The sequence below is a fragment of the Ruegeria sp. HKCCD6604 genome, assembly GCF_013110635.1.
Taxonomy (GTDB): Bacteria; Pseudomonadota; Alphaproteobacteria; order Rhodobacterales; family Rhodobacteraceae; genus Ruegeria.
The window spans coordinates 223,929-248,526 of record NZ_WVQW01000001.1; the positions used below are offsets into that span (position 1 = coordinate 223,929).

A 24,598-nucleotide genomic window follows, 5' to 3' on the forward strand; every position below is an offset into this window, starting at 1 on the left:
TCAGGCTGCCTTCACTCCACCGCCTGCTCAATCTAGTTTTTCTTGGTTGGGCAGGTGCTGATGCCCAACACAGAGTATATCGGGCATGAATTCAGCAGACCGGTGACCAACGGCACGATGCCGATCCACATCCAGGTTCCGTATCCCAATAGGGCGCCCAGAATAAGCGCGGCGCCTAATGCGATCCGAAGCGATTTGTCGAGCCCACCCATGTTTTTGGTCGTCACGTAAGAATCCTTTCCAAAAGGTTGCACCCTTTGGGTATCAAACATTCCGTGGGCGGAATATGACTTGGATCAACTTCGCCCACGCTTTTCAAACCGAGGCAGCATGGCGCTGAAATCGCGGCCCAGACCGTCCTCGTTTTCGACGAATTGCTCGTAAAGTGCAGTCGCGGCCTGTCCCATCGGTGTATCCGCATCCGCACTGGATGCGGCCTGTTGGCTGAGGCGCAGGTCCTTCAGCATCAACTCGGCTGCAAATCCAGGAGTATAGTCATTATCGGCTGGGCTTTGCGGGCCAACGCCCGGGGCAGGGCAATAGGCGTTCATCGTCCAGCTGTATCCGGATGAAGTGCTGACCACATCGAACATCTTTTGGCGGTCCAGACCCAGTTTGTCGGCCAGGGCAAAGGCCTCGCACGTGGCGATCATGGTCACGCCGAGGATCATGTTGTTGCAGATCTTGGCGGCCTGGCCGGCTCCGGCTTCGCCGCAGTGTACCGCTTTCTGCCCCATGATGTCGAACAGAGGAGCAGCCTTTGCAAAGGCGTCGTCTGACCCGCCGGCCATGAATGTCAGGGTGCCACCTGCCGCGCCGCCGACCCCCCCCGAAACCGGAGCGTCCACGAACAGCAGACCAGCGCCGCTGGCCTGTTCCGCGACTGCGCGTGCGCTGTCCACGTCAACTGTCGAGCAATCGATCAGCACGGCACCCTTTGCCATGGCGGGAATGATCTGATCCGCAACTGACCGCAGGATGGCGCCATTCGGCAGCATGGTAATGACTGCATCGGCAGAGGCGACGGCTTCGGTCGCAGTACCGGCCTGCGTCACCCCGTCAACGGCAACGCCTGCCGTGTCGAATCCGAGAACCTGATGGCCGGCCTTTGCCAGATTGGCCGCCATGGGTGCCCCCATGTTTCCCAGCCCTATGAACCCGATCTGCATCTCTCAGTCCTCCTCGAATGTCAGGGTGTCCGCACCCAATGGCTGCAACATTTTCGAGACGGCCACCAGGGGGACGTCCATATCGGGAAACTGCCAGTTCGGGTTGCGGTCTTTGTCTATGATCTGCGCGCGGATGCCTTCCAGAAAGTCACCATGCTCCATCGCCCGGTGGGTAAAGCGGTATTCCATCTCCAAGGCGCGCCGCATGGTCAGCGAGGGGCCACGCAGACGGTGCAGCATCTCGATCGTGCAGGCCACGGAAAGCGGCGCGTTTTTCGTTATTTTTTTCAGAGTTTTGTCTGCAAATTCCTGACCGTCATTGCGCAGGCTGATCAGGATATCGCCCAGAGTTTCACCGGAAAAATGCTTGTCGATTTCGGTTTGCAACTCTGCCAATTCGCCCTTGGGTGGTGTTTCGGCATGTTCGGCCACCAGTTCCGCGTTTCCAGACGCTTCCAGCATTTCGATCAGATCAGACCATTGCGATTGCGGTATGAAATGGTCGGCAAACCCCGCAAAGATCGCGTCCGCAGGCCCCATTCTGAAGCCCGTGGTCCCAAGGAATTCACCCAGTCGCCCCGGTGCAAGGGCCAGCATCAAAGACCCGCCGACATCCGGAACCAAGCCAATCGAGCATTCCGGCATTGCAATCATGGAGCTTTCTCCGACGACGCGGTGGCTGCCATGGCAGCCGATTCCGACACCTCCGCCCATGGTAAACCCCTGAAGAAAACTGATGACCGGTTTGGGATATTCGAAGATCAGGGCATTCAGACGATATTCATCGCGCCAGAACTTCTGACCATAGGCATAATCGCCCTTGGTGCCCGTTTCATAAAGTTCGGCGATGTCACCCCCCGCACAAAAGGCTTTTTCCCCCTCGGCGTCCAGAACGATCAGGTCAACGGCATCGTCTTCCCGCCAATTGCGCATCGCTGTGTCGATGGCCATGCACATGTCATAGCTCAGCGCGTTCAGCGCATGAGGACGGGTCAGGGTGATGCGACCGGCACGGCCTGTGGTGCGGATTTCAATATCTGACATCGGGGCCTCAGCGATTGGCGAGCAACTGGCGTGAAACGATCACGCGCATAATCTCATTCGTGCCTTCCAAAATCTGATGCACGCGAAGATCGCGCACAAGCTTTTCGATGCCGTAATCCGCAAGATATCCGTACCCGCCATGCAGTTGCAGGCACTGATCCACCACCTTCGATCCGGTTTCGGTCACGAATTTCTTGGCCATGGCGCAGAATTTCGTGGCATCGGGCGCGCCGTTGTCCAGTTTCCACGCCGCCTGACGCAGGAAGGTGCGGGCGGCCTGTAATTCGATCTCCATATCCGCCAGACGGAACTGAAGCGCCTGGAACTGATCGATGGATTGGCCGAACGCCTTGCGCTCGGACATGTATTGCAGGGTCATATCCAGCCCGGCCTGTGCAGCCCCAAGAGAACAGGCCGCGATATTGAGCCGCCCGCCATCGAGGCCCATCATCGCGTATTTGAAGCCGTCGCCTTCGGTGCCCACCAGGTTGCCTGCGGGAATTTTGCAGTCGTCAAACTGAACCTGCGCAGTGGGTTGGCTTTTCCAACCCATTTTCTGTTCCAGCGCCCCAAAGCTGAGCCCCGGCGTGCCGTCCTCGACATATACGGTCGAGATCCCCTTGGGCCCGTCCTGACCGGTGCGTACCATGCAAACATAGGCATCCGAATAGCCACCGCCCGAAATGAACGCCTTGGTACCGTTCAACGTATATCCTTCGTTGGTGCGTTCGGCGCGGGTTTTCAAGGCCGCCGCGTCAGAGCCGGAACCGGGTTCCGTCAGGCAATAGCTCAGAACCGTATTCAGGCTCAGAACATCCGGCATGATGCGCGCCTTTAGGTCATCATCTGCGAAATTGTCCAACATCTTGGCGCACATGTTGTGGATCGACAGGAAGGCGGCGACCGAGGGGCAGGCCATCGACAGCGCCTCGAAAACCAGCGTGGCATCCAAGCGGGTCAGATTTGACCCTCCGCTTTCCTCGGATACGTACAGCGCGCCGAAACCAAGCTCGCCTATCTGGGGCCACAGGGTTTTGGGAATGGTTCCGTCCGCTTCCCACTGGCGCGCAAAGGGGGCGATGTTTTCCTGCCCGAACGCGTGCGCCATGTCGAATATGGCCGTTTGTTCCTCGCTGAGTGCGAAATCCATGACGCTCCCTCCAGTCGGCAATGAATTGAACGGTTGTTTATTTCTGAATTCTTACAGAAATTTTGCAGGCGCAACAATGAGTCGGTTGAAACGGATCACAAGCCGGAAACGTTCAGAGATCGGCGTGAAATTCCTCGATCAGGTGGCGCACGACGGCTTGCCCCGGATCGTCCCCCCGCGCTGTTGCCTCGGCATGAATACGGCGTTGGCGCGTGGCGGAAGTGCCGTTTTCAGCAATCTGCCTGAGCCGTGCAAGCTCGGTCATCGTGCCAAGTGCTTCGGTGTCTTCTGCCAACAACCCCATGAGATCGCCGATCAGTTCGGACATGGGCTTGACCGAACGGTCGCCGAAATCGATCAGCCCTTCACCCACTCCGTAGCGCTGTGCGCGCCAGCGGTTTTCACCGATCAGGAAACGATCATATTGCCGCCAGCGCAGGTTGCGGTCTTTCAGGCGGCACAGCATCCGGGTCAAGGCCTGCACCAGTGCCGCCAACGACAACGTGTGCTCCAGCCGGGGCTGAACATCCATGATCCGTGTTTCCAAAGTCGGGAAACGATGCGAAGGGCGCAGATCCCACCAGATCTTGGTGGTGTCTTCTATGACGCCAAGCTCGACCAGAATACCCGTGGTCCGTTCATACTCGCTCCAACTGGCAAAAACTGGCGGTAGCCCGGTGCGGGGCAGGTTGTCGAACACCGTCAGCCGGTATGAAGACAGGCCGGTATCCTCGCCGTTCCAGTAAGGCGAAGAAGTGGACAGCGCCAGGAGATGCGGCAGAAAGTATGACAGTTGCGGCATCAGGTCGGCCCGAAGCGCAGGGTCTTCGACCCCAACATGAACATGCATCCCGCAGATCAGCATCCGCCGGGCAACGCCGCCGAGTGCGTGTTGCAACGCGTCATACCGTTCTTTCCGGGTGTGGTGTTGATCTTTCCAGTTGGCGAAGGGATGGCACGAGACGGCGATAGGGGACAGGTTGTATTCACCCGCCCGTTTCGACACGCATGACCGCAGCCGCTTCAGATCTTCGCGCGCTGAAGCGACCGTGGTGTGTGGTCTGGTTCCAACCTCTATCTGGCATTGCAGGAACTCGGGGCTGACCTGACCTTCGAAATCGCTTTGGCAGGCCGCCATCAACGCTTCGGGGGCTTCGGACAATTGCAGGCTGTCACGATCCACCAACAGGTATTCTTCTTCGATCCCGAGTGTAAATTCCTGCTGCATGGGGCCCCTCGCAGTTGTCAGTTCCATCAGTGAATACGGAAATTTTCGTTTTGCCAAGGGTTTGCCCGGCTTGCCCTTGCAGTGAAACGGTTTGCAACGGTAAGGAACATTGCATCACAGATCGCGGAGCCAGCGCCTTGAAACCCAGAAAATTCCCGAAGATCAACGCAGCCCTTGAAGAATTGGGGGTGAAACTGGTCGACAGAGTTACGGAACAGGATGAACGGGCGCGGCTGGAAGCCTTCGAAGCGGCAGGAGGGTTGACGCGCCCCGCCTATGCGTTGTCGCCGGGGATGGAGGGGTTCGACATCTCGCAACTGGTGGCGGAACACGAGCGTCACAAAACAGCCCTTGAGGCGCTGAAAGATCCCGCACGCAACCAGACCGGTTATCGTATCGGCAATGGTTACTATGACAGCCCGGATGCGGATGCGTTGTATCTGATGATCCGCCGCTTTCAGCCCAAACGCGTGATCGAGGTCGGATGCGGCAATTCCACCCGTGTGACCCGTCAGGCAATCATCGACGGCAATCTGGATACCACCATTACCGCTGTTGATCCGTACCCACGCGCCGATATCGCCCATGTGGTCGACCGGTTCGAACAGAAACGTCTTGAAGATACAGACCCGGCACTGTTCGCAGAGCTGGAGGCCGGAGACATTCTGTTCATCGATTCCAGCCATGTTGTGCGGATGAGCAACGATGTCGCCCATCTGTTCTGCCGCATCATACCTTCGCTCAACACCGGCGTGGTGATCCACGTTCACGACGTGTTTTTGCCCTACGAATATCCCAAGCGCTTCTTCTATGATTGCCCGGGCTGGGGAGAGCAGTACGTATTGCACAGCTTGCTGCAATCTGGCGCGTATTCAATGCTTTGGCCGGGATATTACCTGCAACAGGATCGGCCTGATGCCGTTGTTGCCTTGCCGTTCCTGGCCGAGGGGCGGGCGCAAAGCATCTGGGTGCAGCTCAAAGAAAACTGAAACCAAAGTGATCCATTGCGGCAAAAGGTCCGTAACCCTTTCCATAACACGCTGGAGAGGAGAAGACAGCTATGTTCCGTCGTACATTCATGGGCGCAGCCGCCGCACTTGCATTTGCTATGCCGCTCAAGGCTCAGGCCGCTGATATCGTCGACACCGCCGTTGCCGCCGGGTCGTTCAACACTCTGGTCGCCGCCGTTCAGGCTGCAGGCTTGGTTGACACCCTGAAAGGTGATGGTCCGTTCACCGTGTTTGCACCCACGGACGAAGCCTTTGCTGCGCTTCCTGAAGGCACTGTCGAGACGCTTTTGAAACCAGAAAACAAGGATCAACTGGTCGCGATCCTGACCTATCACGTGGTACCGGCCAAGGTTATGTCCGGTGATATCGCGGGCAAACGCGCCAAGGTTCTGACTGTTCAGGGCGACCGGCTGAGCGTCAACGCCAAAAACGGTGTGAAAGTGAACGACGCCAAGGTCGTACAGGCCGACATCGAAGCCAGCAATGGTGTCATCCACGTCGTCGACGCGGTAATCCTGCCGGAATAAACGCCGTCTTCCGAAGACAAGAAAGCCCCGGCGATTGACCGGGGCTTTTGCTTTTCAGAGAGGGTGGATCAGACCAGTCTAACCTGCGTGCCGACTTTTACCAGCGGATACAGCTCCTCGACATGCTGGTTGTACAGGCCAATGCAACCTGACGAGCTCTGACGACCGATCTTGCGGGTGTCGTGTGTGCCATGAACAAGATAGGCAGGCCAACCCAGATACATGGCGCGGGTTCCCAGTGGGTTGCCGGGATCGCCACCTTCCATCCGAAGTGGCAGCGAAGGGTCACGTTCGCGCATCGATGCCGTAGGTGTCCAGCTTGGGAATTCAGTTTTGCGCACTACTTTTGTGTATCCGCGTTTGGTAAGCTCTTCGCTCATGGGTACGGAACTTGGGTACAGTTTGTATGTGCCGTCAGGCCCCCAGTAATGGACGGCGCGGCTGGTGATATCGGCCAACAGGCAACCAACGCCCAATTCATCGAAATGGTCCTGCCAATTCTGCTGCGAGAAGGATGATATGTTGCGTCGGACTGGCAATTGCGTACTGATCGCGTCTTCCGTTTCAGGGAAAGCATCCGTGCTTTGTGCCCGAACAAGGGCAGGTGTTGCCACCAAAGAGGCCACGCCCAGCAAGGCAGAGCGACGGGTCATACGGGATTGGGACAAGGTTGCCTCCGATAAGTTCACTGCTCAGTACATCGTTCACGCCAAAATATGGGTGTTGGTTGAATTTTTCCAGAGTGAACCACTTGAATTTCCTGTGACCGAGCGGACGAAAGCTGGTTTTCGGCGGAAAGATGCAAAAAGCCCGGCCATTGAACGGGCCGGGCTTCAAGCGTCAGGAAACTGTGGGATCAGTCCATTGCTTTGAAGTTGAACTCGCCACCTTCCTTGATGCCTGACGGCCAGCGTGCGGTCACGGTTTTGGTGCGGGTGTAGAACTTGAAGCTGTCCGGGCCGTGCTGGTTCAGATCGCCAAACATGGATTTCTTCCAACCGCCGAAGGTGTGATAGGCCAGCGGAACCGGAATCGGAACATTGATGCCGACCATTCCGATGTTCACACGGCTGGCAAAGTCACGTGCGGTATCGCCATCGCGGGTAAAGATCGCGGTGCCGTTGCCGTATTCGTGATCCATGGCCAGTTTAAGGGCCTCTTCGTACGAACCCGCGCGCACGGTGGACAGAACCGGGCCAAAGATTTCCTGTTTGTAGATGTCCATCTCGGGCGTCACGTGGTCGAACAGGTGCGGGCCGACAAAGAAGCCGTCCTCATAGCCTTGCAGGCTGAAGTCGCGGTTGTCGACAACCAGTTTCGCACCCTGTTCGACGCCTGAATTGATCAGGCCCAGAATGCGCTGTTTGGCGGCGGCGGTCACAACCGGGCCCATGTCGACATCATCGCCGGCAGTGTAGGGGCCAACCTTCAGCTTTTCGATTCGCGGCACCAGTTTTTCGATCAGTGCGTCCGCGGTCTCTTCACCCACGGGAACAGCAACCGAAACGGCCATGCAACGTTCGCCAGCCGCACCGAAACCGGCGCCAACCAGCGCGTCCGCCGCCTGATCCAGATCGGCGTCGGGCATGACGATCATGTGGTTCTTGGCACCGCCGAAGCACTGTGCTCGTTTCCCATTCGCGGTTGCGCGGCTGTAGATATACTGTGCGATCGGGGTTGAACCCACAAAGCTGACGCCCTGGATGATCTCGCTGTCGAGGATGGTGTCGACAGCTTCCTTGTCGCCGTTCACGACCTGGAAAACGCCTTTGGGCAGGCCTGCTTCGACGAACAGTTCAGCCAGCATCAGGGGCACGGACGGGTCGCGTTCGGACGGTTTCAGAACAACGGCGTTACCGCAGGCCAGGGCAGGGCCAACGTGCCAGAGCGGCATCATGGCCGGAAAATTGAACGGCATGATCGAGCCGACAACACCCAAAGGCTGGCGCATGGAATACATGTCAATGCCGGGGCCCGCGCTGTCGGTGAACTCACCCTTCAGCATCTGCGGTGCGCCAATGCAGTATTCGATCACTTCCAGACCACGCTGCAAATCACCCTTGGCGTCGGGGATGGTTTTGCCGTGCTCGCGGCTCAGCGCTTCGGCCAGTTTGTCCATGTCGCGGTTCATCAGGCCGACCATGGCCATCATGACGCGCGCGCGTTTCTGCGGGTTGGTTGCGCCCCATGCGGGCTGGGCCGCGGCGGCGGCCTCGATCGCGGAGGTGGTTTCCGCCGCACTGGCCATCGGGCACTTGTATTGAACTTCACCCGTTGCCGGGTTGTAGACGTCGTCGAAACGACCGGACGTTCCGGCGACCATTTCGCCGTTCAGGAAATGGGTCAGGTCTTGCATCAATAGCTCCTCCGATAGATTTGCGCGCAGAATAGGCTTGCAGAAATCCCGCGAACAGAGGCAATGTCTCAAAAGAGTTTTGCAAAAATGCAAAAGGGATCAAAATGACCCCAAATTGGGATGATATGCGGATTTTCCTGGCTGTTGCGCGCGAGGAAAGCCTGTCTTCCGCTGGTCGTATCCTGAAGATCGACCCTGCCACCGTCGGTCGACGCATTGCGCGCCTGGAGGCAACGCTGGATTCCACATTGTTCACCAAGTCGCAGCAAGGCTATGTTCTGACCCCGGCGGGCCAGCGGCTGTTGGAACACGGGCTGCACGCAGAAGAGGCGATGCGCGCGGCGGCCGGGGCGGTAACAGGACCAACGAAAACGCTAAGCGGGCAAATCCGGATTGGTGCGCCGGACGGCAGTGCCAACTACCTGCTGCCGCAGGTGTGTTCCAAAATCAGCGACGCAAACCCTGATCTGGACATTCAGATCCTTGCGCTTCCGCGTGTGATCAACCTGTCCCGTCGCGAGGCGGATATGGCGGTTACGGTCAGTGCGCCGACCGCTGGACAGCTGTTGGTGAAGAAGGTCAGCGACTACAAGCTGCACATGGTCGCGACCGAAGAGTATCTGAAGCGACATGATCCGATCCGGAGCATAGCTGACCTGAAGGGCCACAGGTTGATCGGCTATATCCCTGATATGATCTTTGACCGGGAACTTGACTACCTGAATGACATTGGCGTTGACCGTGTCGCTCTTGCATCGAATTCGGTATCGGTTCAACTGCGGCAAGTCTGTCTGGGAACAGGGGTGTGCGTGGCGCATGATTTCACGTTGCCGTTCCACCCGGGGCTTCGGAAAATCCTGACGGATCAAGTGAGTTTGACGCGCAGCTTCTATCTGGTCAGGCATCAGGGGGACCAGCGCAACGAGCGGTTGAACCGCTTTGCGGATGCCCTGACACGCGGTATTCGCGATGAAGTGCTTCGTTTGGAAGCAGGTCCCGACGCTTGACAGGTCGCGGCAATCGCGCAACGCTTTGGAATAAGTGTTATTATTCCGGAGGTATTCTTCATGCTAGTCCAGGCCATCCTGAAGTCCAAAGCGACAGATGGTGTCGTGACCGTGGCGTCAACGGCGACAATCTCAGAGGCCTCGAAGATTCTTGCGGACAAGCGGATCGGAACGGTCGTTGTTTCCGACGACGGTGGCGAAACCGCGGCCGGCATCCTGTCGGAACGAGACATCGTCCGGGAACTGGCGGCCAGCGGCAGTGGTTGTCTGAACCAACCGGTAAAGTCTTATATGACCCAAGACCTCGTCACGGCGACGCGCCAGACCACCGTGGAAGACATCATGTCCCGTATGACAGAGGGGCGCTTTCGCCACATGCCGGTGGTTGAAGATGGAAAACTCGTAGGCATTGTCACTTTGGGTGATGTGGTGAAGGCTCAGCTTTCCGAACTTGCGATGGAAAAAGATGCCCTTGAAGGCATGATAATGGGGCACTGACGACAAGGGTTGCCCAAGCAATCACTTGCACCTGCAGCAAAGTTATGTTTGCTTGCGCAGAAATTTTGTTGCGCAGGAGGGCGCGATGCGGGTTGGATTGTATCCTGGAACCTTTGATCCCATCACCATGGGGCACATCGATATCATCCGTCGGGCGGCAGCTTTGGTGGACAAACTGGTTATCGGTGTGGCCATCAACCGGGACAAGGGCCCTCTGTTCTCGCTGGAAGAGCGCGTGGCCATGATCGAAGCGGAATGCGCCAGGCTGTCCGAGCAGACCGGAACCGAAATCATCGCGCATCCCTTTGAAAACCTGCTGATTGATTGTGCGCGGGATGTAGGCGCGCAAATCATCGTGCGCGGCCTGCGTGCGGTTGCCGATTTCGAATACGAATTTCAGATGGTCGGCATGAACCGGGCTCTGGACGATTCGATCGAGACCGTGTTCCTGATGGCCGAAGCGCGCCATCAGGCGATCGCGTCCAAGCTGGTGAAGGAAATCGCCCGGCTGAACGGGGACGTGTCGAAATTCGTCACGCCCCGTGTCAATGATGCGCTGAAAAAAAGGTTAGGCTAAGGCACCCATTGCGGCCGCAGTATCCAGCATCCGGTTCGAAAAGCCCCATTCATTGTCATACCACGCCAGCACACGAACCAGCGTGCCATCAGTGACTTTGGTTTCAGCCAGTGACACGGTCGAGCTGTGCGGGTCGTGATTGAAGTCGATGGAAACCAGAGGACGGCTTTCCGCGGCAAGAACGCCGGGGATTTTGGCAGCCGCATCGACGAACAGTTGGTTGACCTCTTCTTCGGTCGTGGGGCGTGAAACCTCGGCCACAAGATCAACGACCGAGACATTGGGGGTTGGAACGCGGATGGCCTGACCGGTCAGTTTTCCTTTGAGTTGCGGCAGCACCAGGCCCACGGCAGCGGCCGCACCGGTTGTCGTAGGGATCATCGACAGCGCCGCCGCTCGGGACAGGTAGGGATCTTTTCCCACTGTATCATGCACCGGCTGGCTGGCAGTGTAAGCGTGAACAGTGGTCATGTTGCCGTGCTTGATACCAAGGCCGGCATCCAGAGCAGCAGCAACAGGAGACAGACAGTTGGTGGTGCAGGACGCGTTGGACACCACCAGATCATCGGCGGTCAGCTCGCCATCGTTGACGCCAAAGACGATGGTTTTCACACCGCCGTCACCTCTGGCCGGGGCAGAGATCAGAACTTTCCGGGATCCGTTCTTGAAGTGACGTTCCGCCGCCTCGCGCGTACGAAACACACCCGTACATTCCAGAACGACGTCTATATCCGACCAGGGCAGATCCTCGGGGTTGCGCTCGCTGCTCAGCCGAATTGGTCCACGACCCACGTCCAGACCTGCATCGCTGAGCGTAACCGGGTTGGGGTAGCGGCCGTGAACGCTGTCAAATTCAAACAGGTGCGCGTTCATCTCGGGTTTGCCAAGATCGTTGATCGCGACGATCTCAACGTCCGTACGTCCGCTTTCCATCACCGCGCGCAGAACCCCGCGCCCGATCCGTCCAAATCCGTTGATCGCCAGTTTCAAGGTCATGGTCTGCTCCGTCCAAATGTCTCAGCAAGATGAGTTAGCGCTAACAATGACAGATCAAGCGAAATGTCAAGGAAAACCTCTGTCAGCGCCAGAAAGCGAGCCAGTCCAGAAAGTCGTAAAGCTTCTTTCCGAGGAAAAGCAGATGTTCGGTGCCGTACAGCGCCACATCCAGCATGATACCGCCGAGAAGAAGAAGGCCGAGCCAGATAGCGATTTGGTTGGTCATGGCTGTCCCGAACGTAAAATGCCCGCTCAGATAACCTGAGCGGGCATCAAGGTACAAGCGAAGTCCGAAGGGTCAGTTAAGGCGGCCCATCGCAACAGCTACGTCGGCCATACGGACCGAGAAGCCCCATTCATTGTCGTACCAGGCCAGAACGCGGACCATGCGGTCATCGACAACGCGGGTCTGATCCGGTGCAAAGATCGAGCTTTCCTCGGTGTGGTTGAAGTCGGTCGACACCAGCGGAGCGGGCTCATATCCCAGAACGCGCTGCATCGGGCCTTTGGCGGCCTCTTCGACGATGGCGTTGATTTCCGCCGTGCTTGTGTCGCGTGAGGCACGGAACGTCAGGTCCACCGCTGAAACATTCGGGGTAGGGACGCGAATGGCGGAACCGTCAAGACGGCCTTTCAGGTTTGGCAGAACTTCACCCAGCGCCTTGGCGGCGCCGGTCGAGGTCGGGATCATCGACATTGCAGCAGCGCGGGCGCGATAGAGGTCGCTGTGACGGCGGTCCAGTGTCGGCTGGTCGCCTGTGTAGGCGTGGATGGTCGTCATGATGCCGTGTTCGATACCGACGCCCTCGTCCAGCACCTTGGCCAGCGGGGCGAGGCAGTTGGTCGTGCACGAACCGTTCGAAACCATGTTGTCATTGGCGGCCAGCGTGTTGTGATTGACGCCGAAAACGATGGTCTTGTCCACGTTCTTGCCCGGAGCCGACAGAAGAACCTTGCCGGCGCCACGTTCCAGATGCGTTTTGGCCTTCAGGCCATCGTTGAACTTGCCGGTGCATTCGAGAACGACGTCACAGCCTTCCCAGTCCAACTCGGTCATGTCGTAGGTCGAGAACATCTGCATCGGGCCGCGACCCAGATCCATGGTATTGCCGTCAATGGTGATGTCGCGCGGAAAACGCCCGTGAACACTGTCATATTTCAGCAGATGCGCCGAGGTTTCCAACGGGCCAGTTGCGTTGACTTTGATCACTTCGATGTCGTTGCGCCCGGACGCGGCGATGTGCGACAGGGTGCAGCGGCCAATACGGCCAAAACCATTGATACCGACCTTGATGGTCATATGACGTCTCCAGATGCGCTTGCTTTGAGGGCCATATAACGGCGAAAAGGGAATCTCAAAAGGGCAAAAACGGCATATTTTTAAGGTGTTAGCGCAAACCTGCGCCGGTTGCGCTAACGCTTGCGCTAGCCGTTGGATCAGGTAGGGTCCGGTTGGCGACAGCAGATTGAAGGGAAGCGCGATGAGTGGTCTTTTGGCCCTGTTGGATGATGTGGCGGGCATTGCCAAAGTTGCGGCGGCATCAGTGGATGATGTGGTCGCGGCGGCAGGCAAAGCGGGGGCCAAAACCGCCGGTGTGATCATTGATGACGCAGCAGTGACGCCGAAATACGTGCAAGGTTTCGCCCCGGCGCGCGAGTTGCCGATCATCTGGCGCATTGCGCGCGGGTCGATCTTCAACAAGATCATACTCTTGCTGCCCGTCGCCTTGTTGCTGGCCAATTTTGCGCCGTGGCTGATCACGCCCTTGTTGATGCTTGGCGGGTCATATTTATGTTTTGAAGGGGCCGAGAAGATTTTTCATGTGCTGTTTCCTCATGGCAGCCATGTGATCGAGGACGACATGAAAAACCGCGATCCGGGCCACCTGGAGGAGCAAAAGGTCAAGGGCGCTATCAAGACCGATTTCATTCTGTCTGCCGAGATCATGACCATTGCATTGGCGGCGATCGAAGCCCCGAACCTGTGGATGCAGGCTGCGACGCTGGCCGTTGTCGGGATCGGCGTGACGGTGGCCGTCTATGGGTCCGTCGCGCTGATCGTGAAAATGGATGATGTGGGGCTTTATCTGGCGCAGAACGCGCCGACACCTATCGGTCGCGGTCTGGGCCGAGGGTTGGTCAAGGCAATGCCTGGGGTGATGAAAACCCTGTCGATTGTGGGAACTGCGGCGATGCTGTGGGTGGGGGGCTCGATCGTCATCCACGGGATGGAGGTTCTGGGCTTTGGCTGGCTGGGCCATCATATCCATGATTGGGCCTATGCCATTGGGCATTCCGTGTCTGATCAATGGGTTGGTGCGGTTGAGTGGGTATCCAAGGCCACGATGGATGGCGTATTTGGTTTGGCGTGGGGATTGGTTTTGATCCCGGTGGCGACCAAGATAATCATGCCGCTGTTCAGCAAATCCGAAACGCATTGAAACCAAAATGAAAAGGGCGGCCAAGGCCGCCCTTTACTCGATCAGAAGGGACTGTCTTACAGTCCCAATAATTCCTTGACCTTGGCCACGGTTGCTTCGGCCGTGATGCCGAAATGCTTGTACAGCTCACCGGCAGGGGCCGAGGCACCAAAGCTGGACATGCCGATGAAGCCTGCCTTGGCTTCGCGGCCACGCTCGCCCAGCAGCCAGCGATCCCAGCCACCGGCGCGCACGGCGGCCTCGATGCCGACGCGGGCCGGACCGGCAGGCAGTACCCGCTTGCGATAGGCTTCGTCCTGCTGTGCGAACAGCTCCATGCAGGGCATCGAGACGACGCGGGTGCCGATGCCTTCGGCTTCGAGCATCGCTTTGGCTTCCATGGCCAGCGAAACCTCTGACCCGGTGGCAATCAGGATCGCCTGACGCTTGCCCTCGGCCTCGGCCAGAACATAGGCGCCTTGTGCGGTCAGGTTCTTGGTCTTGTGATCCTTGCGCACGGTCGGCACGCCCTGGCGGGTCAGCGACAGGACCGAGGGGCTGTCCTTGAAGGTCAGCGCCAGTTCCCAGGCTTCGGCGGTTTCGATCGTATCGGCGGGGCGGAACACATAGGTGTTCGGCGTCGCGCGCGAGATGGCCAGATGTTCCACCGGCTGGTGGGTCGGACCGTCCTCGCCCAGACCGATCGAGTCATGGGTCATTACGAAAACCGACGGGATCTTCATCAGTGCCGCCAGCCGCATGGATGGGCGGGCATAATCGGTGAAGGCCATGAAGGTGCCGCCATAGGGGCGGATACCGCCGTGCAGCGCCATACCGTTCATCGCTGCGGCCATGCCGTGTTCGCGAATGCCGTAGTGGATATAGCGGCCCTTGCGGTTTTCCGGCAGGAACACGCCCATATCAGCCGATTTTGTGTTGTTCGATCCGGTCAGGTCGGCCGAGCCACCAACAGTCTCGGTCATGATCGGGTTCACGACGTTCAGAACTTTTTCGGACGAGGCGCGGGTGGCCAGTTTCGGCTGCTCTTCAGACATCTGCTTTTTGAACGCACGAATGGCGCCAGCCAGCCGCTTGGGGGCCTCAAATGCATAGGCGCGTTTGAATTCGGCCTGCTTCCTCTCGGAAAGCTGGGCAAAACGTTCTTCCCAAGCCGCACGTTCGTCTGCACCGCGTGCACCAATGGCTTCCCAAGCGGTTTTGACGTTGGCTGGAACTTCGAATGTGTCGTGCGGCCAGCCATAGGCCTCTTTCGCGGCTTTCAGCTGTTCCTGATCCGTCAGTGCGCCATGACCCTTCGAGGTGTCCTGCGCAGCATGACCCAGGGCGATATGGGTTTCACAGGCGATCATGGTTGGTTTCTTGGACTTTTTCGCCTGAACTATGGCCGCATCGATGGCTTTGGGGTCATGACCGTCGATCTCAATCACGTGCCAGCCAGAGGCCGCAAACCGGCGGACCTGATCGGTGCGATCGGCGATATCGACAGTGCCGTCGATGGTGATGTTATTGTTGTCCCAGAAGACGATCAGTTTGCTCAGCTCATGGCGGCCGGCCAATGTGATCGCTTCCTGACTAACACCTTCCATCAGACAGCCGTCACCCGCGATCACGTAAGTATAGTGATCCACGACCTTCTTGCCGTAATGCGCGCGCTGGATTTCCTCGGCCATGGCAAAACCCACGGCGTTCGAGATACCCTGACCAAGCGGGCCGGTCGTGGTTTCAACACCGTCGATCAGAAAGTTTTCAGGGTGGCCCGCGGTCTTGGCGCCCAACTGGCGAAAATTCTTGATCTCTTCCAGCGTCACATCGGCATGACCGGTGAGATAGAGAAGCGAATAAACCAGCATCGAACCGTGACCAGCCGACAGGATGAACCGATCGCGGTCCGGCCAGTTCGGGGCCGAGGCGTCGAATTTCAGGTGCTTTTCGAACAGAACGGTCGCAACATCGGCCATGCCCATCGGCATACCGGAATGGCCGGAATTTGCGGCGGCGACGGCGTCAAGGGTCAGGGTGCGGATGGCCGCAGCTTTGTCCCAGTGTTCGGGGTTGGCTTTGCGCAGCGCAGTCAGGTCCACGGGCGTTGTTCCTTTGGATAAAAAGCAGATTGCGCGCTCAATACCATTCAACACCCAAAGTGCAAGCGGAACCGGGCTTTGGCAACGCACGATAGGTGAAGAGCGCGGCCCAAGTGATTGAAACCAAACAGTGGGTATTTTCTGTCGCATTCCGTTAGACTGTCGGTAAGCGGGATTCGGTATTGATTCGGATCACTTCGCGACAGAATGAACCTTGATAAAGAGGTGACAGGGGCATGAGCCAGTTAGAGGAACTACAGCACCGTATTATTGCTGCGATGGACCGTATCAGTGCGGGCGTCGAAGGGTTGGGCGGTGCGTCCCGGAACGCTGAAGTAAGTGAGAGGCTTCAGGCCGAACTTGAAGACGAAAGAGTTGCCAATGCGCAGCTTCAGGAACGACTGAAGACCCTGAAAGAGCAGCACGAAAAACAAGTGGACGCGTTGCGTGCTGATCTGGAAGAGTTGCGCACGGAACCAGCGGATGCCCCAGACGCGGATGCGCTGCGCGCAGAGCTGGAGGAAGCCCGGGCGAAAATCGCGTCTGTCGAAGCGGCCCGCGCCGAGCTGGCCGAGGCCAAGGCGGCCTTGGACAACAGTGCCGAACTGGACGCGTTGAAGGCCGAGAACGAAAGGCTGCGCGCCGAACTTGACGGCATCGAAGATCCTTCGGCGGTGAAAGCCGAGCTTGAGCAATTGCGTGAATTGCTTGCTCAGGCAAAAGAAGTCGAGGCGGAAAACAGCCGCCTCAAGGCAGAGCTTGAAGATACGGTACGGGTCGATGATCTGAGCGCCGAGCTTGAGATGCTGCGGGCCGAACGGGCCAGCCATGGCGCTGCGATGTCCCGCCTGGATGACGATCTGCAACGTATGCGCAAGGCGAACGAGCAGTTGCGGAATTCGGTCGAAGAGTTGCGTTCCGCGGCCGCAGAAGGGCTGACGGACGCTGAATTGCTGAACCGCGCCACCGTTGCCGAGCTTGAGGCAACGCGTGCGGCGCAGGCTTCGGATGCCGCCGAAGCGCAGGCCGTGTTGGCACGGTTGGAACCTCTGCTGTCGCAGGCAAAACTTGTAGAAGGTGAGGTAGAGTAATGCCCGAGGTAACCATTCATATTGGCGGGCGGGGTTTTGACGTGTCCTGCCGGGACGGGGAAGAACCCTTTCTGCACGCGGCCGCCAAAATGCTGGATGACGAAGCGCAGGTTCTGTCCGATCAGATTGGGCGGATGCCGGAAGCGCGCATGTTGCTGATGGCCGGTCTGCTGCTGGCTGACAAGACGGCGGCGACGGAAGACAAGGTCAAGTCGCTGGAGGCCAGGCTGGCCGAGGCCGAGGCCGAGCTTCAATCGCTGAGAAACGCGCCCGCGCCGGAACCTGAACGTATTGAAGTCGCGGTGGTGCCGCCATCCGTCACGGATACGCTGGCCGAGCTGGCAGCACGTGCGGAAGCGCTGGCTTCGGTCGTCGAGGAGAAGAAGGCACAATGACATATCTGCGCAATTTCTTCTGCGGTGCTTTGCTTGTTTTCCCGGCAACAGCGGCACTCGCCGAAATCGACATTCTGTCTGTCACCTTTACCTGCGAGAACGGCGTGCCGTTGCCGGTGACCTATTTCAACGCGCCCGACGGTTCAGGCGCGGCGGCGACGATGGTGGACAACACTCTGGTCGCGATGCGTCAGGTCGAAAGCGGGTCGGGCATCCGCTATGAATCTCTCGGAGCCGAAGGAACCTATATCCTGCGCTCAAAAGGCTGGAACGCGTCAATCAGCTATTTGGCGGCAGGTGCCGCCAATGAGCAGGCGATTTATCGGGACTGTTCCAGCCGGTAGGCAGGACTACGCGTTTGCTTCGCGGATTTTGTCGGCTGCTTCCTTGTTGTAGCCGACACCGTTTTCATCAAAAAGCGTGTCCAGCTCACCCGAAAGGGTCATCTCGGTGATGATGTCGCAACCGCCTACGAATTCGCCTTTGACATACAGCTGCGGCACGGTCGGCCAGTCGGAATAATCCTTGATGCCCTGGCGCACGTCTTCGTCGGCCAGCACGTTCACGTCGGTGTATTCGACGCCCATATAGTTCAGAACGCCGGCCACGCGCGAGGAAAACCCGCATTGCGGCATTTCCTTGGTGCCTTTCATGTACAGCACCACGTCATTGGCTTTGACGGTTTCGTCGATCTGGGTTTTCACATCGGTCATTTTGCGTTTCCTATTCGTTTCTCCAACGGGAGAGTCATATGTTCGCCTCGAAAGAAGCCGAGAAGCTTATTCTGGCACTTTGGTGGTGAGCGCCAGCGCGTGCAATTCTCCGTCCGGGCCGTCCATCTTGCCCTTCAGAGCTGCGTAAACAGCGCGCTGTTGCTGAACCCGGTTTTTGCCGCGAAAGCTTTCATCCACCACCATGGCAGACATATGAACACCGTCACTTCCGCCGACCTGAATCTCGGCGTCGGGAAAGGCTTCGCGCAGCAGGTGTTCGATTTCGTGGGCGCTCATCGGCATGTAGGTATCTCCAGAAGGTCTTTCCCAAGATGTAGAGCGCATGAACCGGGCGTGCAAGAGCACTGGCACATGCAAAAACAACCAATCCCGCACCGGCTCACAGCGCGGGTTTCGATTGGCATTCGTGTTGCGTTGTCAGGCGACAGCTTCGGCAAAGCTGTTGCGGTAAATCGCGGCAAGTTCATCAAGCGAGGCTTCCGAACTGCCGATCTTCACCGTATCGCCGGTGAAACGACCAACCGCATTCAGAGGAACGCCGGCCTGACCGGCCGCAATCATCAATGCCTCGGCCTGATCGAAATTGCACGCAACAAGATAGCGGGCCTGGTCTTCACCGAACAGGAATTCAGTCGGGGCGTCGTCAAGACATACGCCAACGCCTGCGGCTTCTGCCAGTTCGAAGGCAGCCAGAGCGATGCCGCCATCGCTGAGGTCGGTGCAGGCCTTGATCATCTCGCGGTTGGCGCGGATGAAATCACCGTTGCGCTTTTCGGCATCCAGATCGACATGCGGGGCGTCGCCGTCTTCGCGGTTGAACACCTCGGCCAAAAGGGCGGATTGACCCAGATGCCCCTTGGTTTCACCGATCACCAGCACGACGTGGCCTTCGCGCACTTCGTTGCCGATGACCTCGTCCGAGTGCTGCAACAGGCCGACTGCGCCAATGGTGGGGGTCGGTAGAATGGCCTGTCCGTCGGTCTCATTGTACAGCGAGACGTTGCCCGACACGATCGGCATATCCAAGGCGCCGACTGCGGCGCCGATGCCCTGTATGGCGCCGACAAACTGGCCCATGATTTCGGGCTTTTCGGGATTGCCGAAGTTCAGGTTGTCCGTGGTGGCCAGCGGCTTGGCTCCGACGGCGGTCAGGTTGCGATAGGCTTCGGCCACGGCTTGTTTGCCGCCCTCAAGAGGGTTTGCGCGCACATAGCGCGGGGTGACGTCGGATGTGAAGGCAAGCACCTTGTCGGTCCCGTGGACGCGGACCAGGCCCGCACCCAGACCCGGCGTGCGGACGGAATCCGCCATCACCATGGTGTCGTATTGTTCATAGACCCACTGCTTGCCTGCGTAGTTGGGCGAAGCGAGCAGGGCGCGCAGCCCGTCAATCGGGTCGATCTGGGGCACTTCGGCCAGTTCCTCTGCCTGTGGCGTAGGCTCCCATGGGCGGTCGTATTCCGGCGCGGTGGAAGACAGTTTGGACAGAACCAGATCGGCTTTGACTTCACCGTTATGCATGATCAGGAAGCGGTCTTCGGCAATGGTTTCGCCGACGATCGCGAAATCGAGATCCCATTTTTCGAACACGGCGCGGGCCTCTGCCTCAAGCTCGGGCTTGAGGACCATCAGCATACGCTCCTGAGACTCGGACAGCATCATTTCATAGGCTGTCATGTTTTCTTCGCGCTGAGGAACGTTCTCCAGATCAAGACGCACGCCAAGGCCACCCTTGTCACCCATTTCAACGGCCGAGCAGGTCAGGCCCGCCGCGCCCATGTCCTGGATCGAGATCACCGCACCGGTCTGCATCAGTTCCAGCGTCGCCTCCATCAGGCGTTTTTCGGTGAAGGGGTCGCCGACCTGAACGGTGGGGCGCTTTTCTTCGATCGTGTCGTCGAATTCGGCGGATGCCATGGTTGCGCCACCCACACCATCACGCCCGGTTTTTGCGCCCAGATAGACGACGGGCATACCCACGCCCGACGCGGCCGAATAGAAAATCTTGTCACTGTCAGCCAGACCGGCCGCAAAGGCGTTCACAAGGCAGTTGCCATTGTATGCGGGGTGAAAGCGCACTTCGCCACCGACGCAAGGCACGCCGAAGCAGTTGCCATAGCCACCGATGCCCTCGACCACGCCGTTGACCAGTTGACGGGTCTTGTGATGGCCGGGTTCGCCAAAGGACAATGCGTTCATGGACGCAATGGGACGCGCGCCCATGGTAAAGACGTCGCGCAGGATGCCCCCCACGCCGGTCGCCGCACCCTGATAGGGTTCGATATAAGACGGGTGGTTGTGGCTTTCCATTTTGAAAACCACGGCCTGACCGTCGCCAATGTCCACCACGCCTGCGTTTTCACCGGGTCCGCAGATCACCTGGGGCCCAGAGGTGGGCAGGGTGCGCAGCCATTTTTTCGAAGACTTGTAGGAACAGTGCTCGTTCCACATGGCCGAGAAAATGCCGAGCTCGGTGAAAGTAGGTTCACGCCCGATGATCTCGAGGATCATGTCATATTCCTCGGGCTTGAGCCCGTGTGCGGCAATCAGATCGGGTGTGATGGCGGGCTCTTGCATCTTCTGTCCTGTGTCCAAGTGGGCCGAGATTGCGCGCCTTGTAGGGCAAGCGCGCGCGTGTGGAAAGGGTCAAGACGGCGCAGGTTGCGTCTTTCAAAGAAAAACGGAACCGGCATCACTGCCGGTTCCGGATGAATGCGCCCCAAAATGGGTGCATGCAGCTGGCGTGGACCGCGAAGCTTACGCCGATCCCTGATCCTTGTTGAGCTGCGCTGCGGCTGCGGCGCCAACAGCCGTCTTCTGTTCCGGGGTCAGGTTTTCATTGTCGTCCAGACCCGGAATTGCAACGCGCACCTCGCGGCGGGCAAAGTCGATGCCGTTTTCCTTGAAGGCCGCCTTGACCCGGTTGAAGATCTCCTTGCGCAATGTGAACTGCTTGCCGGGCTTGGCCATGAACTTGCCACGGATGATCATGCCGACATCGTCAAAATCGAACACACCTTGCGATTTGAACGGTTGCAGGAAGCCATCCTTGTGGGTCTCGTCCTCCATCATCTCAGCACCGATCTTCTTGAAGATCTTCTTGACCTTGTTGGGATCGGTGTCGAACGGCACGGTGAATTTCAGCTTCATGATTACCCAGTCGCGGCTGAAATTTGTCAGCTTCTGAATCTCACCGTAGGGAATCGTGTGTACGGGGCCGCGATGGTGACGCAACTGCATCGAGCGAACCGAGATTTTCTCGACAGTTCCCATTGTGCCGCCGACATCGACATATTCTCCGACGCGGAAGGCATCGTCGATCAGGAAGAAAACCCCGCCCACGATGTCAGCAACCAGCTTCTGCGCACCAAAGCCGATCGCCAGTCCCAGAACACCGGCACCGGCCAAAAGCGGCGTGATATTGATGCCCAATGCGCCCAGCGCCAGCAGGCCAAAAATCACGGCAATCGTAATCTGGGCGGTGATCCGCATCAGAGGCAGAACCGTCGCCAGACGAGAGCCGCCGGCACCGCCGCCTTCACCGCCTGCCTCTTCGTCCAGGGCCTCGGCCGCAGTCTGTTCCCTGGCCAGTCGGCGGTTGATCCAGAGCGAGACGACCTCGTTCAGGATATAGCCAACGGCGATGATCAGCAGGAATTCGATCACAGCCCCGCCGACTTCGGCACCGACACCGGCCGAAGCGACATTGCGCAGGTCAAGATGCCATGCGCGTGCAATCATGAAAACAACGACCAAGCCGGCGATAACGCGACCAATCCGGATATAGCTGCGTTTCGCGGAACGGTAGGCGCGTTCGGCAAGAGGACCTTCGCCCGACATTGGCGGTTGCAAATGCCGCACGAGACCGCGGATCAGCGTATCTAGCGCAGGTGCAATCAACAACCAGAACATCGTCGTGAAATGCGCACCGCTGGTCAGCAATCTCAGTGTTGCCGGATCACGCTGCGCGACCAGGAACTCGACCAGCAGCCAGATTGCCACCGAAACGCCGATGGCAAAATAGGGGTAATAATGCGCAACTTCCTCATCGAATTTCGTGTGATCCGGGTCTGTCCCAAGCATCATCTGCGACAGTCCTTCGCGCGCGGTCCAGGCGATTACGGCGATATAGACGTGAATTGCAGCGTTCAGCCAGAAGCCAATGCGGGTATCGTCACCCGTGACGCCATTGAGCGCGTTGAACCGTACGACGAACAGCGTGAACCCGATCAGGATCAACAGGCCGATCAGGTTGCGGTGCAGGTACTTTGCCCAGTGGTCGTCGATATTGACCAACCGAAATTGCGGCTTTTCCGGTGCCAGAACAAACCGGGACGCTGCTGCACCCAATCGCGGCACCCAGATAAGATAGAATACAAACGGTGCAGCATAGGTGATCTGTTCCGTGGTCAGAAGACCGCGGCCAACCGCGCGGATCACGACATAGAAAATGATCAGCCCGGCGATTTCGCGGCAGAACCGACGAAACAGGTATCTGACGGCGCCCCAAAGGTCGGCCTCGTCCGCCGCTTCGGTCGCTTCATGCCAGCGACGTGTCAGGAAGATGAACAGCTTTTCCGCAATGAACCCGACAACAAGTACAGAAAGGACAAGCCCCATAAGTGTAAAGACACCGGTCGTTCCGAATGTATCGCTAAAATTGCTGAACGCGGTAATCTGCGCGGTGATAATGTTGGGAGCAGTGGTCAGTACATGTGTCCAGGATGCGACCATGGCTGCCCAAATCTCGCTTATCTCGGTCAACGGGTCTTCTACGTCCGCCTTTTCGGCGGCTTGTTTTTCCGCCACAGCATCAAGACGCTCCAATAGAATTGCGCGAACCTGATCATCGGACATGCGTGCAACAAGATCGTCGACCTGTTCGGGTGTCAGGTCTTCCGGAATGGCCACTGTAGAAGTTGAACCGGAGTCCTGTGCATATAGTGGCACTGCCATGAACAATGCGGAGACGAGCGCCAAAACCAGGCGGAGTGGGTGGAACATGTATTTTCCCTCAAACACGAAATTGTATCGTTTTTTGGGGATCATATGCCTATGCGTGTATTTTTCCCAGAGCTTTCGCTGACTTAATGCAGGGTCCAGCCAAAAAAAAGGCCGAGCTATGAGCTCGGCCGTAGTCCAACAGGGAGGTATGAAGATGATGAGCGTTTCAGCATCACCGCCTTCGAGTGCTCATTTAGGGGTCAGTTTGTGAACGTTCAAGGCAATTAACTCTGTGATCACTTCATGTCCGTTATGCTATTTGCGCATAGCTACAGTTTTCCCATCTGTTTCAGCTGCTTACGCTGTGCGATGATTTCGTCCTGCACGAAGTCCCGAAACGCGCCAACGCGTTTTGAATGCCGTAATTCTTCCGGGTAGGCCAGATAAACCGGAACATCTGCGGTTTCGATGTCTGACAGGATGGGCACGAGGTGCGGAAAATCCTGAGTGACATAATCGGGCAGAACACCGATGCCCAGATTGTGCAAAACGCCCTGAAGCACACCAAAATAGTTGTTCACAGTCAGCAAGGACCCGGGATTATAGGTCATCAGGTGGCGCACCATGGCGGCACTGGCTCCAACCTGCGGCGCCGCAGGGGTCTGACAAATCAGGCGGTGGTCCTTGATCTCTTCCAGGGACTGCAACATGCCGCCGTGGTTTTCGATATAATCCTGGGTTGCATACAACATCATCTGAACGGTCATAAGGCGCTTGCGCACCAGATCAGCCTGGCTGGGCTCTTTCATGCGGATGGCGACGTCCGCTTCGCGCATCGGAAGATCCAGAACGCGTTCTTCAAGCATCAGGTCGATGTTCAGGTCCGGGTATTGCTCATAAAGTTTCGGCAAGCGCGGTGCCAGCCAGAGTGTTCCAAAGCCGAAGGTCGTTGTGACACGCAAAACACCAAAGACTTCTTCCTCGCTGTCCCGAATACGTGCGGCTGCGGCATCCAGCCGTTTCGACATGGCGGATGTGGCGTCAAACAACAACTCGCCCTGTTCGGTGAGAATCAGTCCCCGCGCGTGACGGTGGAACAGGGTGGCATCCAGAGACTCTTCCAATGCGCGGATCTGTCGGCTTACGGCGGATTGAGACAGGTTCAGCTTGTCTCCGGCGTGCGTAAGGCTGCCCGCATCGGCCACCGCGTGAAATATTCTAAGCTTGTCCCAATCCATCACCGCAACTTTCGTTATCTTTCAGAAGCCCTATATGAAATAGGTAACAAGTTCTACATTCAAAGGACGAAATCGTTACATATCAGTGGATAAATTCTATACAGGTCAGAAA

At 57.9% G+C, this 24,598-nt stretch carries 25 protein-coding genes; 9 read left to right on the forward strand and 16 right to left on the reverse strand.

All coding sequences use genetic code 11. The features are described 5' to 3' along the window. Positions 1–32: 32 nt before the first annotated feature. From GS614_RS01080 to GS614_RS01100, 5 genes are all read right to left on the reverse strand, one after another. A complete protein-coding gene (locus tag GS614_RS01080) occupies positions 33–227 on the reverse strand; it encodes a DUF2892 domain-containing protein (protein WP_371809373.1) in 195 nt (64 codons plus the stop codon). A gap of 69 nt (positions 228–296) precedes the next feature. Next, positions 297–1,169: a 3-hydroxyisobutyrate dehydrogenase gene (mmsB, locus tag GS614_RS01085; RefSeq protein WP_171725306.1), complete on the reverse strand. Its 873-nt coding sequence runs from the start codon at positions 1,167–1,169 to the stop codon at positions 297–299. A gap of 3 nt (positions 1,170–1,172) precedes the next feature. Continuing rightward, entirely contained in the window at positions 1,173–2,213 is a 1,041-nt protein-coding gene (locus GS614_RS01090; protein ID WP_171725307.1) for an enoyl-CoA hydratase/isomerase family protein, read from the reverse strand. A 7-nt stretch (positions 2,214–2,220) separates the two neighbouring features. Then, a complete protein-coding gene (locus GS614_RS01095) occupies positions 2,221–3,363 on the reverse strand; it encodes an acyl-CoA dehydrogenase family protein (RefSeq protein ID WP_171725308.1) in 1,143 nt (380 codons plus the stop codon). Positions 3,364–3,475: 112 nt separating this feature from the next. Continuing rightward, positions 3,476–4,591, reverse strand: coding sequence for a carboxylate-amine ligase (locus GS614_RS01100; RefSeq protein ID WP_171725914.1), 1,116 nt, complete (start codon positions 4,589–4,591; stop codon positions 3,476–3,478). Positions 4,592–4,728: 137 nt separating this feature from the next. On the opposite strand from GS614_RS01100, the gene GS614_RS01105 reads away from it, so the two are divergent. Further along, positions 4,729–5,580, forward strand: a complete 852-nt coding sequence (locus GS614_RS01105) for a class I SAM-dependent methyltransferase (RefSeq protein ID WP_171725309.1) — start codon at positions 4,729–4,731, stop codon at positions 5,578–5,580. Between the two features lie 71 nt (positions 5,581–5,651). Next, positions 5,652–6,128 carry a fasciclin domain-containing protein gene (locus GS614_RS01110; protein WP_152457864.1) on the forward strand — a complete coding sequence of 159 codons (477 nt, stop codon included), beginning with the start codon at positions 5,652–5,654 and terminating at the stop codon, positions 6,126–6,128. A gap of 68 nt (positions 6,129–6,196) precedes the next feature. Here the strand turns inward: GS614_RS01110 and GS614_RS01115 are convergent, their stop codons facing one another. Continuing rightward, the gene (locus GS614_RS01115; protein WP_171116564.1) at positions 6,197–6,781 is read right to left on the reverse strand and encodes a L,D-transpeptidase; all 585 of its coding nucleotides are present in this window, start codon (positions 6,779–6,781) and stop codon (positions 6,197–6,199) included. Between the two features lie 203 nt (positions 6,782–6,984). Next, positions 6,985–8,484, reverse strand: coding sequence for a CoA-acylating methylmalonate-semialdehyde dehydrogenase (locus GS614_RS01120; protein ID WP_171168316.1), 1,500 nt, complete (start codon positions 8,482–8,484; stop codon positions 6,985–6,987). A gap of 104 nt (positions 8,485–8,588) precedes the next feature. Here GS614_RS01120 and GS614_RS01125 point away from each other — a divergent pair, with 104 nt between their 5' ends. The 3 genes from GS614_RS01125 (at position 8,589) to coaD (ending at position 10,566) form a co-directional block, all read left to right on the forward strand. Further along, on the forward strand, positions 8,589–9,491 hold the full coding sequence (locus GS614_RS01125; protein ID WP_171725310.1) for a LysR family transcriptional regulator: 903 nt from the start codon (positions 8,589–8,591) through the stop codon (positions 9,489–9,491). 60 nt (positions 9,492–9,551) lie between these two features. Then, a complete protein-coding gene (locus GS614_RS01130; protein WP_171168312.1) occupies positions 9,552–9,989 on the forward strand; it encodes a CBS domain-containing protein in 438 nt (145 codons plus the stop codon). A gap of 85 nt (positions 9,990–10,074) precedes the next feature. Continuing rightward, complete coding sequence (gene coaD / locus GS614_RS01135) at positions 10,075–10,566, forward strand: pantetheine-phosphate adenylyltransferase (protein ID WP_152457869.1); 492 nt, start codon at positions 10,075–10,077, stop codon at positions 10,564–10,566. On the opposite strand, the gene gap (GS614_RS01140) is transcribed toward coaD, so the two are convergent. The 3 genes from gap (GS614_RS01140) to gap (GS614_RS01150) form a co-directional block, all read right to left on the reverse strand. Then, the gene (gene gap / locus GS614_RS01140) at positions 10,558–11,562 is read right to left on the reverse strand and encodes a type I glyceraldehyde-3-phosphate dehydrogenase (protein ID WP_152457870.1); all 1,005 of its coding nucleotides are present in this window, start codon (positions 11,560–11,562) and stop codon (positions 10,558–10,560) included. The two genes, coaD and gap (GS614_RS01140), sit on opposite strands and share 9 nt — an antisense overlap. An 82-nt stretch (positions 11,563–11,644) precedes the next feature. Continuing rightward, positions 11,645–11,788, reverse strand: coding sequence for a hypothetical protein (locus GS614_RS01145; protein WP_171116107.1), 144 nt, complete (start codon positions 11,786–11,788; stop codon positions 11,645–11,647). 72 nt (positions 11,789–11,860) lie between these two features. Continuing rightward, complete coding sequence (gap, locus tag GS614_RS01150) at positions 11,861–12,862, reverse strand: type I glyceraldehyde-3-phosphate dehydrogenase (RefSeq protein ID WP_171116104.1); 1,002 nt, start codon at positions 12,860–12,862, stop codon at positions 11,861–11,863. A gap of 181 nt (positions 12,863–13,043) precedes the next feature. On the opposite strand from gap (GS614_RS01150), the gene GS614_RS01155 reads away from it, so the two are divergent. Next, on the forward strand, positions 13,044–14,003 hold the full coding sequence (locus GS614_RS01155) for a DUF808 domain-containing protein (RefSeq protein WP_171231698.1): 960 nt from the start codon (positions 13,044–13,046) through the stop codon (positions 14,001–14,003). A 56-nt stretch (positions 14,004–14,059) separates the two neighbouring features. Here GS614_RS01155 and tkt read toward each other — a convergent pair whose 3' ends face one another. Next, entirely contained in the window at positions 14,060–16,084 is a 2,025-nt protein-coding gene (tkt, locus tag GS614_RS01160; protein ID WP_171725311.1) for a transketolase, read from the reverse strand. A 236-nt stretch (positions 16,085–16,320) separates the two neighbouring features. Here tkt and GS614_RS01165 point away from each other — a divergent pair, with 236 nt between their 5' ends. Genes GS614_RS01165 through GS614_RS01175 form a run of 3 tightly spaced genes read left to right on the forward strand, consistent with a single transcriptional unit; the run spans position 16,321 to position 17,914 of the window. Beyond that, complete coding sequence (locus GS614_RS01165) at positions 16,321–17,175, forward strand: hypothetical protein (RefSeq protein ID WP_171725312.1); 855 nt, start codon at positions 16,321–16,323, stop codon at positions 17,173–17,175. Beyond that, the gene (locus GS614_RS01170) at positions 17,175–17,570 is read left to right on the forward strand and encodes a cell division protein ZapA (RefSeq protein WP_171116096.1); all 396 of its coding nucleotides are present in this window, start codon (positions 17,175–17,177) and stop codon (positions 17,568–17,570) included. The genes GS614_RS01165 and GS614_RS01170 overlap by 1 nt, the downstream gene beginning before the upstream one ends. Then, entirely contained in the window at positions 17,567–17,914 is a 348-nt protein-coding gene (locus tag GS614_RS01175; RefSeq protein WP_152457876.1) for an MliC family protein, read from the forward strand. The genes GS614_RS01170 and GS614_RS01175 overlap by 4 nt, the downstream gene beginning before the upstream one ends. A 6-nt stretch (positions 17,915–17,920) precedes the next feature. On the opposite strand, the gene grxD is transcribed toward GS614_RS01175, so the two are convergent. The 5 genes from grxD to GS614_RS01200 form a co-directional block, all read right to left on the reverse strand. Continuing rightward, positions 17,921–18,283, reverse strand: a complete 363-nt coding sequence (gene grxD / locus GS614_RS01180) for a Grx4 family monothiol glutaredoxin (protein ID WP_171116094.1) — start codon at positions 18,281–18,283, stop codon at positions 17,921–17,923. 66 nt (positions 18,284–18,349) lie between these two features. Further along, the gene (locus GS614_RS01185) at positions 18,350–18,586 is read right to left on the reverse strand and encodes a BolA/IbaG family iron-sulfur metabolism protein (protein ID WP_170354080.1); all 237 of its coding nucleotides are present in this window, start codon (positions 18,584–18,586) and stop codon (positions 18,350–18,352) included. Between the two features lie 135 nt (positions 18,587–18,721). Beyond that, positions 18,722–20,881: a phosphoribosylformylglycinamidine synthase subunit PurL gene (gene purL / locus GS614_RS01190; protein ID WP_171116092.1), complete on the reverse strand. Its 2,160-nt coding sequence runs from the start codon at positions 20,879–20,881 to the stop codon at positions 18,722–18,724. A gap of 180 nt (positions 20,882–21,061) precedes the next feature. Beyond that, positions 21,062–23,308, reverse strand: a complete 2,247-nt coding sequence (locus tag GS614_RS01195; protein ID WP_171613906.1) for a mechanosensitive ion channel domain-containing protein — start codon at positions 23,306–23,308, stop codon at positions 21,062–21,064. Between the two features lie 269 nt (positions 23,309–23,577). Continuing rightward, positions 23,578–24,486, reverse strand: coding sequence for a LysR family transcriptional regulator (locus tag GS614_RS01200; RefSeq protein WP_171116088.1), 909 nt, complete (start codon positions 24,484–24,486; stop codon positions 23,578–23,580). Between the last annotated feature and the right edge of the window lie 112 nt (positions 24,487–24,598).